11 protein-coding genes are annotated in these 14,032 nt (G+C 69.9%); 5 read left to right on the top strand and 6 right to left on the bottom strand.

Features of this window, described 5'->3' with window-relative positions:
* From D7X12_RS30525 to D7X12_RS30515, 3 genes are all read left to right on the top strand, one after another.
* On the top strand, window positions 1-531 hold a 531-nt coding region (locus D7X12_RS30525; protein WP_208719381.1), incomplete at its 5' end, for an alpha/beta fold hydrolase.
* Between the two features lie 110 nt (window positions 532-641).
* Complete coding sequence (locus tag D7X12_RS30520) at window positions 642-1,856, top strand: DUF4374 domain-containing protein (RefSeq protein WP_120628767.1); 1,215 nt, start codon at window positions 642-644, stop codon at window positions 1,854-1,856.
* A 49-nt stretch (window positions 1,857-1,905) separates the two neighbouring features.
* Window positions 1,906-2,523 (top strand): MXAN_6652 family MXYO-CTERM-anchored protein, encoded by a 618-nt coding sequence (locus tag D7X12_RS30515; RefSeq protein WP_120628766.1) that lies wholly within the window; start codon window positions 1,906-1,908, stop codon window positions 2,521-2,523.
* Window positions 2,524-2,625: 102 nt separating this feature from the next.
* Here the strand turns inward: D7X12_RS30515 and D7X12_RS30510 are convergent, their stop codons facing one another.
* From D7X12_RS30510 to D7X12_RS30495, 4 genes are read right to left on the bottom strand one after another with little or no spacing between them, the layout of a single operon-like run.
* Complete coding sequence (locus D7X12_RS30510) at window positions 2,626-3,507, bottom strand: hypothetical protein (RefSeq protein WP_120628765.1); 882 nt, start codon at window positions 3,505-3,507, stop codon at window positions 2,626-2,628.
* A 48-nt stretch (window positions 3,508-3,555) separates the two neighbouring features.
* Window positions 3,556-4,314 (bottom strand): 2OG-Fe(II) oxygenase, encoded by a 759-nt coding sequence (locus tag D7X12_RS30505; protein WP_120628764.1) that lies wholly within the window; start codon window positions 4,312-4,314, stop codon window positions 3,556-3,558.
* Entirely contained in the window at window positions 4,311-4,721 is a 411-nt protein-coding gene (locus tag D7X12_RS30500; RefSeq protein WP_120628763.1) for a hypothetical protein, read from the bottom strand. Before D7X12_RS30500 ends, D7X12_RS30505 begins: the two co-directional genes overlap by 4 nt.
* Window positions 4,722-4,752: 31 nt before the next feature.
* On the bottom strand, window positions 4,753-6,783 hold the full coding sequence (locus D7X12_RS30495; protein WP_244224872.1) for a right-handed parallel beta-helix repeat-containing protein: 2,031 nt from the start codon (window positions 6,781-6,783) through the stop codon (window positions 4,753-4,755).
* 127 nt (window positions 6,784-6,910) lie between these two features.
* Between D7X12_RS30495 and D7X12_RS30490 the strand changes: the two genes are divergently transcribed.
* Together D7X12_RS30490 and D7X12_RS30485 are read left to right on the top strand one after the other, a co-directional pair.
* Window positions 6,911-7,948 carry an SRPBCC domain-containing protein gene (locus tag D7X12_RS30490; protein ID WP_120628762.1) on the top strand — a complete coding sequence of 346 codons (1,038 nt, stop codon included), beginning with the start codon at window positions 6,911-6,913 and terminating at the stop codon, window positions 7,946-7,948.
* A 115-nt stretch (window positions 7,949-8,063) separates the two neighbouring features.
* Window positions 8,064-12,014 (top strand): hypothetical protein, encoded by a 3,951-nt coding sequence (locus D7X12_RS30485; protein WP_244224871.1) that lies wholly within the window; start codon window positions 8,064-8,066, stop codon window positions 12,012-12,014.
* 92 nt (window positions 12,015-12,106) lie between these two features.
* Here D7X12_RS30485 and D7X12_RS30480 read toward each other — a convergent pair whose 3' ends face one another.
* Complete coding sequence (locus D7X12_RS30480; protein ID WP_120628760.1) at window positions 12,107-12,853, bottom strand: LytR/AlgR family response regulator transcription factor; 747 nt, start codon at window positions 12,851-12,853, stop codon at window positions 12,107-12,109.
* Window positions 12,819-13,946, bottom strand: a complete 1,128-nt coding sequence (locus D7X12_RS30475) for a sensor histidine kinase (protein ID WP_120628759.1) — start codon at window positions 13,944-13,946, stop codon at window positions 12,819-12,821. Before D7X12_RS30475 ends, D7X12_RS30480 begins: the two co-directional genes overlap by 35 nt.
* Between the last annotated feature and the right edge of the window lie 86 nt (window positions 13,947-14,032).

The following is a 14,032-nucleotide window of genomic DNA, read 5'->3' as shown; positions in this document are numbered from 1 at the left end:
GTGGGGAAGGCGACGGGCGGGCCCTACGCGGTGGTGGCGCACTCGTTCGGCGCCGCGGCCACGGCGGTGGCGCTGCGGGACGGGATGAAGGTGGAGCGCGCGGTCTTCATCTCGCCGCCCGCGGATCCGCTGGCGGGCATCCAGGACTTCGCGAACACGGTGGGGCTGGCGGAGGACGTGTGGCGGCGGATGGCGGCACGGATTGAAGCCCGCTTCGACATGCGGCTGGCGGACCTGGCGCTGCCCGGCTTCGCGTCACGGCTGGACGTCCCGCTGCGCATCTTCCACGACGTGGCGGACCGCGAGGTGCCATTGCAGGCAGGCGAAGCGGTGGCGCGCGCCTGGCCCGGAGCGCGGCTCACGCGCACGCAAGGGCTGGGGCACTTCCGCATCCTGTATGCGCCGGAGGTGCTGGTGCCCGCGGTGGACTTCCTGGCGGAAGGGCGGCCCCGCAACGCATGGCCCGGACCGGAGCTGCTGGCGTCCGTGGCGCAAGCGCGAGGCACCCCGCGCGCGGCGCACGGAGGCTGAGCGGCGCGCATTCAGGGGATGCGGCGAACTCTTGACTTCATGGGTTGATGTCTCTAGAGGTCCTGCAAACGATAATGAGTATCGTTCGCAACTCCGAAAGGCCCTCCGCGATGAAGTCTCCTGTTGCCCTCCCATGCCTGCGACCTGGCATCACGCTGCTCACCCTGGCCCTGTTCACGGGGTGTGGTGACTCCGAGGAGAAGGACGCCGACGAGAATGGGCCGCTGTATGCCATCACCACGCAGCTGCTCGTCGCGGACCCGGTGGAGAGCTACGTCGTCGTGACGCCGCAGGCGGAGCAGACCGCGTCGCTCTCCCTGGACGGGGCCATCAAGGTGTCAGGCCGCGCGCTGGGCGTGGGCATCCCCAGGTCCGGCTCGATCTACGTGGTGAGCGACGAGAGCGCGACGGTGACGCGCTACCGGCTCAACAGCGCGGGCAGCCTGGAGCCGGCGGGCACCGTGAGCTTCGCGAACCAGGGCGTGACGTCGCTGGGCGAGTACCAGGCCAACTTCCAGTTCGTGTCGGAGACGAAGGCCTACTTCTTCGACGGGGCCACCGCGCAGATCGTCATCTGGAACCCCACGGAGATGACCGTGACGGGCACCGTCCCGCTGCCCGGGCTGGTGATCCCGGACACCATCCTCGCCTTCTCGGGCGCGGTCGTGCACGTCGGTTCGCAGATCATCATGCCGGTGGGCTGGCGCCCGGTGTCCGGCGTGGGCATCACGAAGAAGGCGGGCGTGGTCTCCATCGACACGGCGACGGACGCGGTGAGCATCGCGACGGATGACCGGTGTGGCTACACGCACGACGCGGCGCTCGGCCTGGATGGCAAGGTGTACATCGCGACGGAGGCCTACGGCGCGGCGGTGCGCCGGGTGCAGGAGACGGCGCCGGAGCCGTGCCTGCTCAAGTTCGATCCGCAGACCCGCGCTTTTGATCCGACCTTCTACCGGTCGCTCGCGGACCTCGTGGGCGGCGGCACCGCGGGCGCGCTCATCCCGGGGGCGCAGGGGACGGCCTACGTGCGCGTGCTGGATGAGAGCATCGCCCCGGTGCTGGAAGGCACCCATCCCCGCACGATGGCGAGCGGCACGGGCTGGCAGTGGTGGGAGCTGAAGCTGGACACGCTGACGGCGACGCGGAAGACGGACTTCCCGTCCACCTCCGGCAGCGTCTTCCTCTTCGAGTCGGAGAACCAGACGCTCTACACCGAGTTCGGAGCGGGCGCCGCGTCGACGACGCTGCACGTGCTGGGACAGAGCGGCAAGCCCACCGTGACGACGCAGGGGCTGTCCTTCTCCTTCGTCCAGCTGCGCTAGCGCCGCCATGTCCCGAAGCCACACGGTTTCACCCCTCCCTGGAGAATCCATGCGTCATCTGTTCCGTCCCGCGGGCGTGTTCGCTGTTTCGTTGTTGGGGTCCACTGCGGCCTTCGCCACCAGCACCGGCATCGCCGGTCAGTCCGGCAAGGACGGGGTGATGTGCAGCACGTGCCACAAGGGTGGGGCGACGACTCCCACCGTCGTGCTGGAGGGCCCCACGTCGCTGGAGCCCGGCGCCACCGGCCAGTACACCTTCATCATCCAGGGGGGGCCGGCGAAGACGGGCGGGGTGGACATCGCGGTGGACAGCGCGGATGCCAGCCTCCTGGCCGGCTCCGGGACGAAGAAGCTGGGGGCGGAGCTGACGCACTCCGCGCCGCAGCCCTTCACGGGCAACGCGCTGCGCTTCAACTTCTCGCTCGTCGCTCCCGCGAAGGATGTCACCCTCACGCTCTTCGGCGCGGGCAACTCCTCCAACGCGGACCTGGGCAGTGATGGCGACAAGGCGGTGGCGACGAAGCTGACCGTGACGGTGGGCAAGGGCACGCCTGTCGTGGCGCCGCCTCCGGAAGACGACGGCGGGGGCTGCGCCGCCGCGGGAGGCGCGCCCTTGTCTGCCCTTGCGTTGGCGGGATGGGCCCTGCTCCGACGCCGCCGGAGCTGAGCGGACACCCCGGGGTTGCCAGGCACGGGAGGACTGACGTGTCTGGCTTCATCTCCGGACCGACAGCCGACGCAGGACCTTCCACGGAAGGCCGCTTCAGGCTCAGAGGTCCACGGTGTAGTGCTTGCAGCGCATGACGTCGAAGGTGGCGGATTGCGCGCCCACCACGACGTTGGGGGCGACGTCCTGGATGGTCGACATGATCTGGCCACTCTGATGCCTCTGGGCCGTCAGCGTGCCCACCTGATTGGTCAGGGTCTTCTGGCCCACGAGTGAGTCGACCTGCTTGCCCGGCTCCAGTTCGCATTGGATGAAACATCCTCCCTGCCGGGTCTTGACCCTGTTCGCACGCGGAAGTTGACCTGCGGCGAGGACCAGGTGGATGTCATTGAGGAAGGCTGCTGTCCGGAAGTCGTTGGCACTGCTCATCTCGTGGTCCTGGCAGATTTCCACGTAGAGCTTCAGCGTGTTGAACTTGAGCTGGTGGTCCGTGTACTTGCGCTGGAGGTAGTACTGCCCCGCGGGGTGCTCCTTGTCGTACTGGAAGAGCCCCGACTTCTGGAGGATGAGCGCACGGATGGTCCGGTCCGGCCCCCGGAGGAGCGTCGTCGCTCCGGTCTCAGACGTGAGGGTGATCTGTGGGGCGCTGTTGTTGGGCTGGAAGACCACCGTGCCGGCGACGACCAGGATGTCGTCGTCCAGGCCCGCGCAGTACCGGCCCATCTCAAACGCCAGCGCGTCCGCGTCCGTCTCCCGGTAGTCGGCACCATTCACTCCCGAGCGCGAGAAGAGGTAGTCCGGCGCAACGAAGAGGCAGCGGCTGGTGGAGCTCCGGCACTTTTCCTTGTAGTAGGCGAGGACCTTGCCGCAGGCCCGCTGGAACTCCTCGATTTGTTTCAAGAGGGAGAGCTGGTGGAAGCCATTCTTGGGAAAGTCGTTCACCAACTTCGGATTCCAGAGGAAGATCTGCAACTTGGTGGGCATGGGCGGCCTCTTGTCGAAAGCACCTGCCCACTCACCTTAGCGGGGAACTCAACGGCGCACCGGCGCCCAGAGGGCACTGTGGGCCTCTGGGGCGTCCGGCGACGCCTCCGCGGTGTAGAAGTAGGCCGCGACCGCGGCCCGGCCCCGTCCCTCGGGGCACTCCAGCGCGGCGGGGTGGCCGTGCCAGTGGGTGTCCCCGTGCGCCATCACGACCAGCCGATCCAGGACCGGAGCAATGCGGGCCTCGCATCGGGAGAGGTCGGCGTTCCACAGCTCGAGCGCCCCGCCCCAGGCGGCCTCCCAGCCGGGGTTCAGGTAGTACAGGACCGTGAGCCGGCGTGAGAGCGCGCGGAAGCGGTCGCGGTTGAAGTCCGCGTGGAGCGCCAGGTGGCCCCCGCGCAGCGTGAGGTGCAGCCCCGCGCCCCGGAAGTGCGGATCCGGGATGAGCCCCTGCACCCCGGTGAGCGTCTCCAGGAAGTCGATGAACGACATGCCGGAGAACTCCGACAGCAGGTGACGGAGCGCACCGTGCACGCCCTCGAATGCCTTGCGCTGGAGCTGTCCCAGGCGCGCCGCCTGCTCCACGTGGTCGCGTCGCTTCCAGTGGGCATCGTCCGCGCCGGGGAAGACCCCGGCCAGCCCCGACGCCAGCGGCTCCCCCAGGAAGCCATCGATGACGACGTGGGGATGGGGCCGCGCGGTGCCGTAGGCGCCCCGGTGCTCCAGCGCGAGCGCGCGCAGCGCCGTCCGGGAGAGGAAGAAGCTGGGGCCCTGCAACGGGCCTTCTTCGAGGGTGGCGGCGCTCACGGGTCCTCTTCTTCTGCTCGGGTGGGGCGACCTTCGGTGCTGTCCGGGGCGCCGCCTTCGACCTCCAGGAGCGCCGCGAGGAACAATACATACGTCAGCTCGGCGACGGGCCGTCGCTCCCGCCGCGCCTGGATGCGCAGCGCCTTGGGGAGCGAGCAGGGCGCCCCCCGTTCGCCGTCACGCAGCTGGACATAGCCTCGCGGGGAGTAGCCCACCACCTGCCAGCCCAGGCCACACAGTGCCCGGCTGAGGTCGTCGGTGAGCTGGTGGTGGATGGCGCGCTGGATGGACACCGGGCGGAACCGCTCGTTCGACCAGCCTCCGGTGTCCTCGCGCCAGCCGCGCGCGCGCAGGTAGTTCACCTTGCGCGCCAGCGACAGCCCTCCGACGTGCCGCTCGAGCTTCATGGAGCCTCGCGGGGCCGGGCGCTGGCGGTCATCAGCGGGGCCCGTAGACGGGCAACGCCGCGCCCGCTTCGAAGGCCCCCAGGTCCGGTGCCAGCCCGGCGAAGCCTTCGTTGATGTTGGGAAGGGGCTGGCCGGCGTTCGCCGCGGCGGAGTCCGCGCGGATGCGCAGGTCCGGCGTCGGGGAGAGCGTCATCGGCGCGGCGGGGTAGGCCACCGCGGTGGAGAACACCGTGAGGTCCACCTGCACCGCGTGCTGCTCGGTGGTGCTGGTGCGCAGGGCCTGGAGGCTGCTGAAGGTCGTGGCGCCCAGGCGGCCCGTGAAGGTGCCCGTGGTGGAGCCCAGGCCGTCATGGTCCAGGCTGGAGCCGGCGACCACCAGGTCGGGGACGTGGAACACCCGCCCCGTGCCGCTGCTGTAGGTATTGAAGGTGCCGCCCGCGCCTCCCAGGAAGAGGTTGTTGCGGGTGTAGAGCCCCGTCACCGGACGCCCCGCGTAGATGCCGAACGCGTCTCCGTTCTTCACCACCGTGTTGTGGAAGAGCACGTCCCCGGTGCTGCCCCGGTAGGGTTTGAAGGCCAGGTGGACCGCGTTGTAGATGGCATTGCGGACGAAGTACGTGGGACCGCCCAGGCCTGGCTGGGAGGACAACGCGATGAAGTTGTGGGTCAGCCGGTTGCGGACGATGCGGCAGTTGTGGAAGCAGAAGTCCGCCTCGATGCCGTCGTCCGCGTTGCCGCTCAGGTCATTGTTCAGGATGTCGATGCTGTACTGGTCGACGGCCTCGTCGTCCTCCAGCAGGGAGATGCCATCCCGGAACCCCGTCACGCGGTTGTGCAGGATGACGTGGCCCGGGCCGGTGACGGCGATGCCCTCGCCCAGGTTGTTCCCGCTGACGCCGAGCGAGCCCTCCGCCCACTGCGTCAGGCCCGTCACCACGTTGTCCGCGATGTATGCGTTCTCCGCGCGGGCATAGGTCACGATGCCATCACCGGCGTAGGTGCTGCTGGCATTGACCGTACAGCGCTGGATGACGACGTGCCTGGAGCCGTTGAAGCGGATGCGGCCGTTGACGGTGAGCCCCTCCAGGTGGACATAGGCCTGGGTGAAGAGGTTGATGGCGCCGTTGATCACCACCCCCGAACCGCCCCGGAGGACGACAGGCTTTCCTTCGGTGCCGCTCCGGGACCAATCAAAGCCAGGGTAGGTGCCCGCGCCCAGCAGGAGGATGTCCCCGGGCTGCGCACCCGCGGCGACGCTGGCGAACGTGGCGGGGGTCACCGCCTTGATGGGGGCGTTGGCCATGGGGGCCGGCACCGGCCGCGTGGTCGCGGTCGCGGTGCGCGTGGTCGTCCCACCGTCGGGGTCCGTGAGGGTGAGCTCCAGCTCGTAGGGCGTCCCGGGCTGGAGGTCGAACACGCTGCCGGAGTGGCGGCCCGTCCAGCTGAAGCCCTCGTTGCTGCCCGCCGCAATGCGGCGCAGGGGCATCGCTTCGCGCCAGGGGACGGTGCCCGAGGCGCGGTAGCGGACCGTCACCACGCCATTGGCATTGGCATCCCCGCTGAATGCCCACTCCACCGTCAGATGGTGCAGGGTGGGGAAGGGGAGGCTCGTGGCGCCCGCCACCGTGGCGTTGGCGCCGCCGCCCCCTCCGCTGGCGAGCGTGGTGCCGCGAGCGGTGGCGGAGGCCGCGCTGGTGTTGCCCGCCGCGTCGGAGGCCAGCACCCGGTAGCCGAAGGCGGTGCTGGCGGGAAGGCCGGTGTCCGCGAACGGGGGCGCGGTCACGGTGCCCACCAGGGCGAAGTCCAGGCAGCCCGCGCCCTGGCACCGCTCCACGCGATAGCCCGTCACCCCCACGTTGTCGGTGCTGGACGTCCAGGTGAGGGAGAGCTGTGAGGCCGACACGGCGCTGGCGACCGGTGCCTCGGGAGCCGAGGGGGCCTGGGTGTCGGCGGCGATGCTTCCTCCGTCCGTGACGAGCCCAGCATCCACCTCGCCCTGCTCATCGGGCGTGCCTCCATTGCAGGCGAGACAGGACAGCAACCCCAGCACTAGACGGTTCATGGACGCTCACGCTCTTTCGAGAGGGACACGGACACCATGAACCCGCGACGGGAATTCTCCCAGGCCTATGTGTCGCGAGGGGTGTTTCTGCTAAGTCGGGACCGAACGCCTCGGGGGGGTAAAGACAATGGCGACGAAGACTCGGGAATTGAATCCCATCGACGCATATCTGGCGAAGGTGGCGGACCCGGCGGCGAAGAAGACGCTCGGGGCGCTGCGGATGCAGCTCCGGACGCTGCTCCCCGGCGCCACCGAAACCATCAGCTACCAGATGCCCGCCTTCAAGGTCGACGGGAACACCGTCGCGGGCTTCGCGTTCTTCAAGAGCCACTGCGGCTACTACCCCTTCAGCGGCGGGGTGGTGCCGCAGCTGAAGGCGGAACTGGACGGCTACACCACGTCGAAGAGCGGCATCACCTTCCTGCCCGACGAACCGCTCCCCGCGAAGCTGGTGAAGAAGCTGGTGCAGGTGCGGCTCGCGGAGATCGCCACCCGCGCGAAGAAGCCCGCGGTCGCGAAGAAGCCCGTGGCCGCGAAGAAGCCCGTGGCCGCGAAGAAGACGCTCGTCACCGAGCGCGTGACCGACGCCGCCGTGAAGGAGGCCACCGGACGTGACTGGAAGGCCTGGATGCGTGCGCTGGACGCAGCGGGCGCGGCGGAGCTCAATCACAAGCAGCTCGTGGCGCACCTGGCGCGGGAGGTCGAGTCCCGCTGGTGGCAGCAGTCCATCTCCGTGGCGTATGAGCAGGCCCAGGGCAAGCGGGTGGTGGGAGAGACCGCTGGCACGGGTTTCCAGGTGGGCGTGGTGCGCACGCTGCCCATGAGCGCCTCCGAACTGTGGGAGCGGATCACGACGCAGCCGGAGCGCTGGCTGGGCACGGGCGCGACGCTGAAGCTCAAGCCCAAGACGCCCTATGAGGTCCCCAAGCGTCGCGGAGCGCCCGGCGTGCGCGGAGAGGTCCGGGTGGTGAAGCCCGGGGACCGTCTTCGCCTGACGTGGCATCCCGACGGCTGGAAGAAGCCCGCGACGTTGCAGTTCACGCTGGTGCCGAAGGCGCGGGGCGTCTCCCTCACCGTGCACATGGAGAACCTGCCGGACGCGGAGGCCCGGGAGGCGATGCGTGAGCGCTGGGCGAAGGTCGTCCCGAAGCTCGCGCAGGACTGACCGCGCCGCGCTGAACTTCCCCGCGACCAGGAACCCGGAGCCGGTTCGTATCGCTTTGGAACGGCCGCCCGCAGGCCAAGGTGCTGGCGGCCCCATCCCCCGGGGGAGTCCCCACATGCAAGTCGTTCAGGAAACGCCGTTGACGGGAGAGGTGCGCCCACCGGGGCGCTCCGTACCCTCAGGGGGCCGGCGCGGAAGCTGGCTCGCGGGCATGGTCGCCGCGCTGGGGCTCTGGGGCTGTGGCGATGCCGCGCCCCCCGTCACGGAAGCACCCGGGTCCACCTCCCACGTCCAGTCCGACACCGCGGCCCTGACGTGCGCGCCCGGTGACATCACCTCGGGCGAGTTCACCTGCTCCGGCCAGTTCAACTACAGCCTGGAGTGCTTCGCGCGGCAGCCCTCCGCGGTGTGCGGCGACGACACCACCCCGAAGACGTGCACCACCTACGGCACGTGCGGGCACGAGGACTTCGGCAAGCAGTACGTCACCCGGGACCTGGTGTGGTTCATGGGCACACGGCCGGAAGGCTACTGCGAGATGCGGGCCCAGAACTACGTGAACACGACCGTGGCGGAGGCGGACCGCCCGGGTGTCACCTGGTCCTGGCTCATTGGCGGACCGCCTGAACCCGACACGACCGGCGGCGGCGACTACTGCTACATCACCTTTGAGAACTACCCCGAGCTCCAGGTGGGCACGGGCCCCCAGTGCGGCACCGTGGACTCGGCCTGCACGGTGGCCTGCCAGAACCCGAAGACGTGCCAGGTGAATGGCGCCTGGGTGACGGACGCCACGCAGTGCGGAACGATGGTGGGCCCCTGCGGCACCGGCAGCGGGCCGCGCCTCTACAACGCGTGCCGGGATGCGAGCCACGGCCTCGCGCCCGACGCGGACTGCGGCGCGGGGTTCGAGGCCGCCCAGGCGCCGGGCAATTCCACGCAGGCGCAGGTGGAAGCGCAGGCGGCGGCGCAGTGGACGGCGTCCGGGAGCCGGGGCGCGCCCGTCTATGACGCGCCCATCACCTGTTCGCAGTGCACCCCCACCTTCTCGCTGTCCGCGGCGGAGCTGAACCGGCGCGTGTACTCGGCCGTGGCCATGTCCAAGGAGGCCCCCAAGCTGAACCTGATGGCGGGCGCGGCGTACATCCTGGCCCGCGACAACCCGACCCTCACGCAGGCGGAGCTGACCACCGGCATCAACGCCATCTCCGTCGCGCTCGACAGCGATGGCTTCGACCCGACGAAGGACGGCGCCGGACCGACGGTGCGCGTGATGCTGCGCATGCTCTCGAAGGCGGAGCCGAACCTGTCCAGCACCTCCGTCCCCCACAGGGCGCTGCGCTCGCACGCGCGCGCCCTGCTGGCCCGCATGCAGGACGGCCTGGACGTGCCGCGCGGGCTCGACACCCCCTTCTCCCAGGTGGTGCGCTACGCGGAGGCCGCGGAGTTCACCCAGGAGACCTGGGGCAACCTCTACGCCCTGGCGCAGGGGAACGTCGCGCTGGCGGGCGCGGTGGACAATGGAGGCATTGGCGCCGCGCTGGGCGTCCATACCACCCAGGGCGCCGTGGCGATGCTGAACGTGAAGCCGCTGGGGCCGCTGAAGGCCTTCGTCAATGCCAACCTCGTGAACGGCAGGCTCATCACCACGCCGACGGCCGCGCGCGCCTTCGTGACGACCGCGAGCACCGACGGGCTTGCCGCCGTGGGGGAGTACTCGGACATGCTCGACGACTTGAACGTCAAGGAGCAGGCGTACCGGGACGCCCTCGCGCTCAAGGAGCCCGTGCTGGCCCCGCCCGCCGGGGCGAGCGGTGCCGGGACGCTGGCGGCCGTGGACGTCGCCACGGCGGAGGCCGAGCTCAAGATCGCCATCGCCGCCGCGAAGGTGCGCGGCACGCAGCTGAAGGGCCAGTTCGAAGGTGTGCGCGAGGGCGTCACCACGGGACTGGGGCTGGTCGCGGCGCTCTTCGGAATGGACGGCTCGTCGCAGTTCGCCGCCGACGTGCTGAAGTTCAGCAAGGCGCTCGACACCACCCTGGAGGCGGTGGCGAAGTACGCGGAGAGTTCCGTCAAGATCGCGGAGAAGGTCGTCGGCGTGCTCGACCTGGGCCAGAAGAGCTTCCAGATCGTCAGCGCCGCGGTGTTCAGCGGACAGATCGTCGGCGCCGTCGTCCAGCTCTTCTCCCTCTTGCGCAAGCCGGCGGAGCCGCCCATCGAGGAGGTCATCCTCAAGGAGGTGCGTGAGCTCCACCAACGGGTCGCACAGATGCAGGAGCAGATGCTCAGCCGCTTCGACCGGGTGGACCGCAGGCTCCGTGACATCCACAGGGACATGGAGGCGCGCTTCGCCCTGGTGGACTGGAACCTGGGGCGGGTGAACCAGAACGTGGAGGAGGCCCAGCGCTCGCTGTACGCGCTCCAGGCGGACCTGAACCGCGTGGACCAGAACATGTACGCGTACTTCAACGACATGAAGGACGACTACTTCACGGGCTCCGCCTGGCTGTACCTGGGCTGGGACAGCCGCCACCCCGTGCCCATGGACTACACCACCCAGTTCGCCCTGGCGGAAGCGGACTTCTCCCAGTGGGGCGCGGTGGACGCGAAGACCTCCGTCATCCTCGCGGGCATCGACGGGCGCGGCTCCAACGCCGCCATCAGCCCCGTGGATGAGCTGTCCTCGCGGCCGCTCTCCCACAACATCAACTACCTGCGGGAGTTCCCCGTCCAGCTGCCCCAACAGTCCATGCTCGCCTCCCAGCGCATCTCCAGCCCGAAGGACTGGACGGCCGGGGCGCAGGCGTACGCGCGGCTCTTCGAGGAGCAGCCCGCGCACGGCGCCGCCATGCTCAGCACGCGGCACGGCGAACTCCTCGACGCTGGCACGGCGCTGGAGACGGCGCTGAAGGGGATCGGCAAGCCGCTGTTCGCCGCGTTGCACACGCGCTACCAGGCGGAGTGGGACGGACTGAAGACGCTCATCGACGAGGCGGAGGTGAGCTTTCGCAACGACCCCAACATGAGACTGTACGGCATCGACCTGTGGGGGCCGCCGGAGCAGGAGCCGACGAAGCACTTCCTGAAGGGCGAGCCGAAGGCCATCGTGCCGTGCGCCGGCGGCCAGTGGGCTGACTACGACGGCAACGGGGCGGCGGATTACCTGGAGGTGGACCCGAGCCACTGGAACCACGACGTGCTGCGCCCGCTGCTCATCTCGGACTCCCTGAACGTGGACGGGGGCACCATGGACCTGTGTGGGGAGGGCCGCTGGCAGCTCTACTCGGAGGTCGCCACGGGCTTCGGCGGCTACTACGAGCGCAAGTACCGGCTGCAGACGTACGTCTACGTCCGCTACACGTACCTGGACGAATCGGAGACGGTGAAGTCAGACAAGGTGTTCACCCATGTCTTCACCGGTGGCCACGAGTTCAACGTCCTCGTGCGGGACGTGGACCGTCCCAATTACAACCCGAACAGCACCGAGGATCCGCAGGAGTGGATGGCGAAGCAGTGGCTGTTCGTGCGGGACAACCTCGTGTCCACCAACTACGCCACGGGTGACGCGACGCGCACCTACGTGCGCAACCGGTTGGTGCCGGTGCTGAAGAAGCAGCAGCAAAAGTTCTACACCTTCGTCGCGGCGCGGATGCAGCAAGGCGGTGACGTCCTCCAGCTCCAGGCGAAGCGGCTGACCGGCACGCGGCTGGTGTGGCAGGCCTATGTCGCGCTGGCCCTGCCCCTGTCGCTGGAGCACGACGAGAACCTGCGCGGCCTGTTGTATGGCGAGGAGGGTTTGATGTCGGGCGACGACACCGCGCTGGACGTGGAGGCAGACCCGGTGATCAACGACGTCTGGGACATGTACGACCTGTTCAGCCGCGCCGCCACCCCGCCGGACCACAACATCATGGCGGATCTGCACCCGACGCTGACATCGCGGGCGGACCGCTTGAAGGTCACCCTCGACGCGCTCGTGGACGCCCAGGCCACGTCCGGCGGACCCGAAGCGAGCGCCTGGGTGGAGGCGACGATGCTCCGCCTGCGACTCAGCAGGCCCCAGTGATGCGAAGCCTCACGTGAAGCACCCCTGAAGCACCGCGGGCCGCGGGGGACCTCCTCCTCCGCGGCCCGCGGCTCACGGTCAGACGGATGGGGCTACCCGAACCGGGAGCGAAGCGACGCCGCGTGCCCACGGCTCAGCGGCAGCGCTTCGCGCAAACCCCGGACGAACACCTCCCCACCGCCGCCGGGCCCGCGCTCCACCCGCTCCACGAACGCCACGTTCACGAGCGCCGAGCGGTGGATGCGCGCGAAGCTCTTCTCCGGCAGCCGCGCCTCCCACTCCTTCAACGGCCGGGGCGACAGCGTCCGCTGCCCATCGGCGGACACCACCTCGGAGTAGTCCCCGGCGCCGCACACCGCGACCACCTGGGCCACGCGGACGAAGCGTGACTTCGCGCCGTCCTCGAGGAAGAGCAGGTCGTCCTCCAGGAGCTTCGCCCGCGCCGCGCCTTGCGCCCGCGCCTCCGCGGTCTGCTCCCGTCCGTGCTCCAGCTTCGAAAGGGTGCGCGCGAGCCGCTCCGGGTGCACGGGCTTGAGCAGGTAGTCCAGCGCGTTCACCTCGAACGCGCGCAGGGCGAAGCTGTCGTACGCGGTGACGAACACCACGTCGAATGCCCGCTCGGGCACGCGGGCGAGCAGCTCGAAGCCGCCCGCTCCCGGCATCTGCACGTCGAGGAACACGAGGTCGGGCTTCAGGGCCTCCAACTGCGCGAGCGCGGCGTCCACGCCATCCGCCTCGCCCACGACCTGGACCGCCGGGTGGATGCCCAGCAGCTCCCGCAGCTCCGCACGCGCGAGCCGCTCGTCATCCACCAGCAGCGCGCGGCGCAAGGCGCCCATGGCTCCCTCCTTCCTCGACACGCGTGTCTGCCTTCACGGCGGGCAACTCCACGACGACGCGCACCCACCCGTCAGCCTCGCCGTGCACCACCCGCGCGCGTCCGGGGAACAGCTGCGCGAGCCGCTCGCGCACGTTGCGCAGGCCCGTCCCCGTGCCCTGCGGCCCGTGCTCGCGGACCGGTGGGGCCCAGGTGCCGGTGTTCGCCACCTCCATGCGCAGGACGCTCGCCTCCACGGCGCCCGACACCCGCACCCGCACCGGGAGCGTGCCGGACGCCATGCCGTGCTTCACCGCGTTGTCGACCAGCGGCTGGAGCAGGAACGCGGGCACGGCCATGGCTTCGGCCTCCGGGGACACGGCGAGCTCCACGTCCAGCTTCTCCTCGAAGCGCACCGCCTCGATGGCGAGGTAGCTGCGCACCATGGCGAGCTCCTCGGCCAGGGGCACGCTGGCGCAGTCGCCCTGGGTGAGGGAGAAGCGCAGGAACTCGGCCACCTCGGTGACGACGCGGCGCGCTCGGGCCGGATCCTCACCGACGAGCGCCCGCACGGACGTGAGCGCGTTGAAGAGGAAGTGCGGGTGCAGCTGGTGGCGCAGCGACGCGAGCCGCGCCTCGTGGGCGAGCGCGTCCGCGCGCAGGGCGTGCTCGCGCTCCTGTTGCCAGGCGCGGCCGTGCTTGATGCCGAAGTACAGCGCGCTCCAGCCGAGCAGCGTCACGGCGTAGTCGAACGCGAGGCGCGGCAGGCGCGGGTGCGAACTCGGCCAGCTGTACGTGTCGGGGAAGCGCAGCGAGGACCAGACCTCGCCGAGCGCCATCCACCCCGCGCCCAGCACGGCGCTCGCGACGAGGGCCCACGCGGCCTGACGGGTGAACGTGCCGGGGAAGAGGCGCCGGTAGAGCAGGCGCAGCGCGGACGTGAGGCCCAGGCCGAAGAGCGCGCGCATGGCCTTCACCTCGGCCAGACGCAGGTAGCTGCCCTCGGCGTTGATCATGGGCAGGAAGGTGACGATGAGGAGCGCGGCGTACAGGCCCCACCCCCACAGCTGCAGGGTCCAGAAGGAGGGGGCGTGGCCGGGACGGAGGGTCGGCATGGGAGGGGCAATCTAGCCGGAGCCGGCGCGCGTGGGCGTGCGCGGCCGGGCGTCACTTCGCGGCGGCGCCGGGCGGGGTGGGCTTG

Origin of the sequence: Corallococcus sicarius, from assembly GCF_003611735.1 — a bacterium.
Taxonomy (GTDB): domain Bacteria; phylum Myxococcota; class Myxococcia; order Myxococcales; family Myxococcaceae; genus Corallococcus; species Corallococcus sicarius.
This window is presented reverse-complemented; position numbering and strand designations above follow the sequence as displayed.

Excerpts from the sequence above, each read along its gene's own strand:
- D7X12_RS30495 (WP_244224872.1), bottom strand. The coding sequence starts at position 6,783 with ATGAACCGTCTAGTGCTGGGGTTGCTGTCCTGTCTCGCCTGCAATGGA.
- D7X12_RS30485 (WP_244224871.1), top strand. The coding sequence starts at position 8,064 with ATGCAAGTCGTTCAGGAAACGCCGTTGACGGGAGAGGTGCGCCCACCG.
- D7X12_RS30475 (WP_120628759.1), bottom strand. The coding sequence starts at position 13,946 with ATGCCGACCCTCCGTCCCGGCCACGCCCCCTCCTTCTGGACCCTGCAG.
- D7X12_RS30480 (WP_120628760.1), bottom strand. The coding sequence starts at position 12,853 with ATGGGCGCCTTGCGCCGCGCGCTGCTGGTGGATGACGAGCGGCTCGCG.
- D7X12_RS30520 (WP_120628767.1), top strand. The coding sequence starts at position 642 with ATGAAGTCTCCTGTTGCCCTCCCATGCCTGCGACCTGGCATCACGCTG.
- D7X12_RS30500 (WP_120628763.1), bottom strand. The coding sequence starts at position 4,721 with ATGAAGCTCGAGCGGCACGTCGGAGGGCTGTCGCTGGCGCGCAAGGTG.
- D7X12_RS30515 (WP_120628766.1), top strand. The coding sequence starts at position 1,906 with ATGCGTCATCTGTTCCGTCCCGCGGGCGTGTTCGCTGTTTCGTTGTTG.
- D7X12_RS30490 (WP_120628762.1), top strand. The coding sequence starts at position 6,911 with ATGGCGACGAAGACTCGGGAATTGAATCCCATCGACGCATATCTGGCG.
- D7X12_RS30510 (WP_120628765.1), bottom strand. The coding sequence starts at position 3,507 with ATGCCCACCAAGTTGCAGATCTTCCTCTGGAATCCGAAGTTGGTGAAC.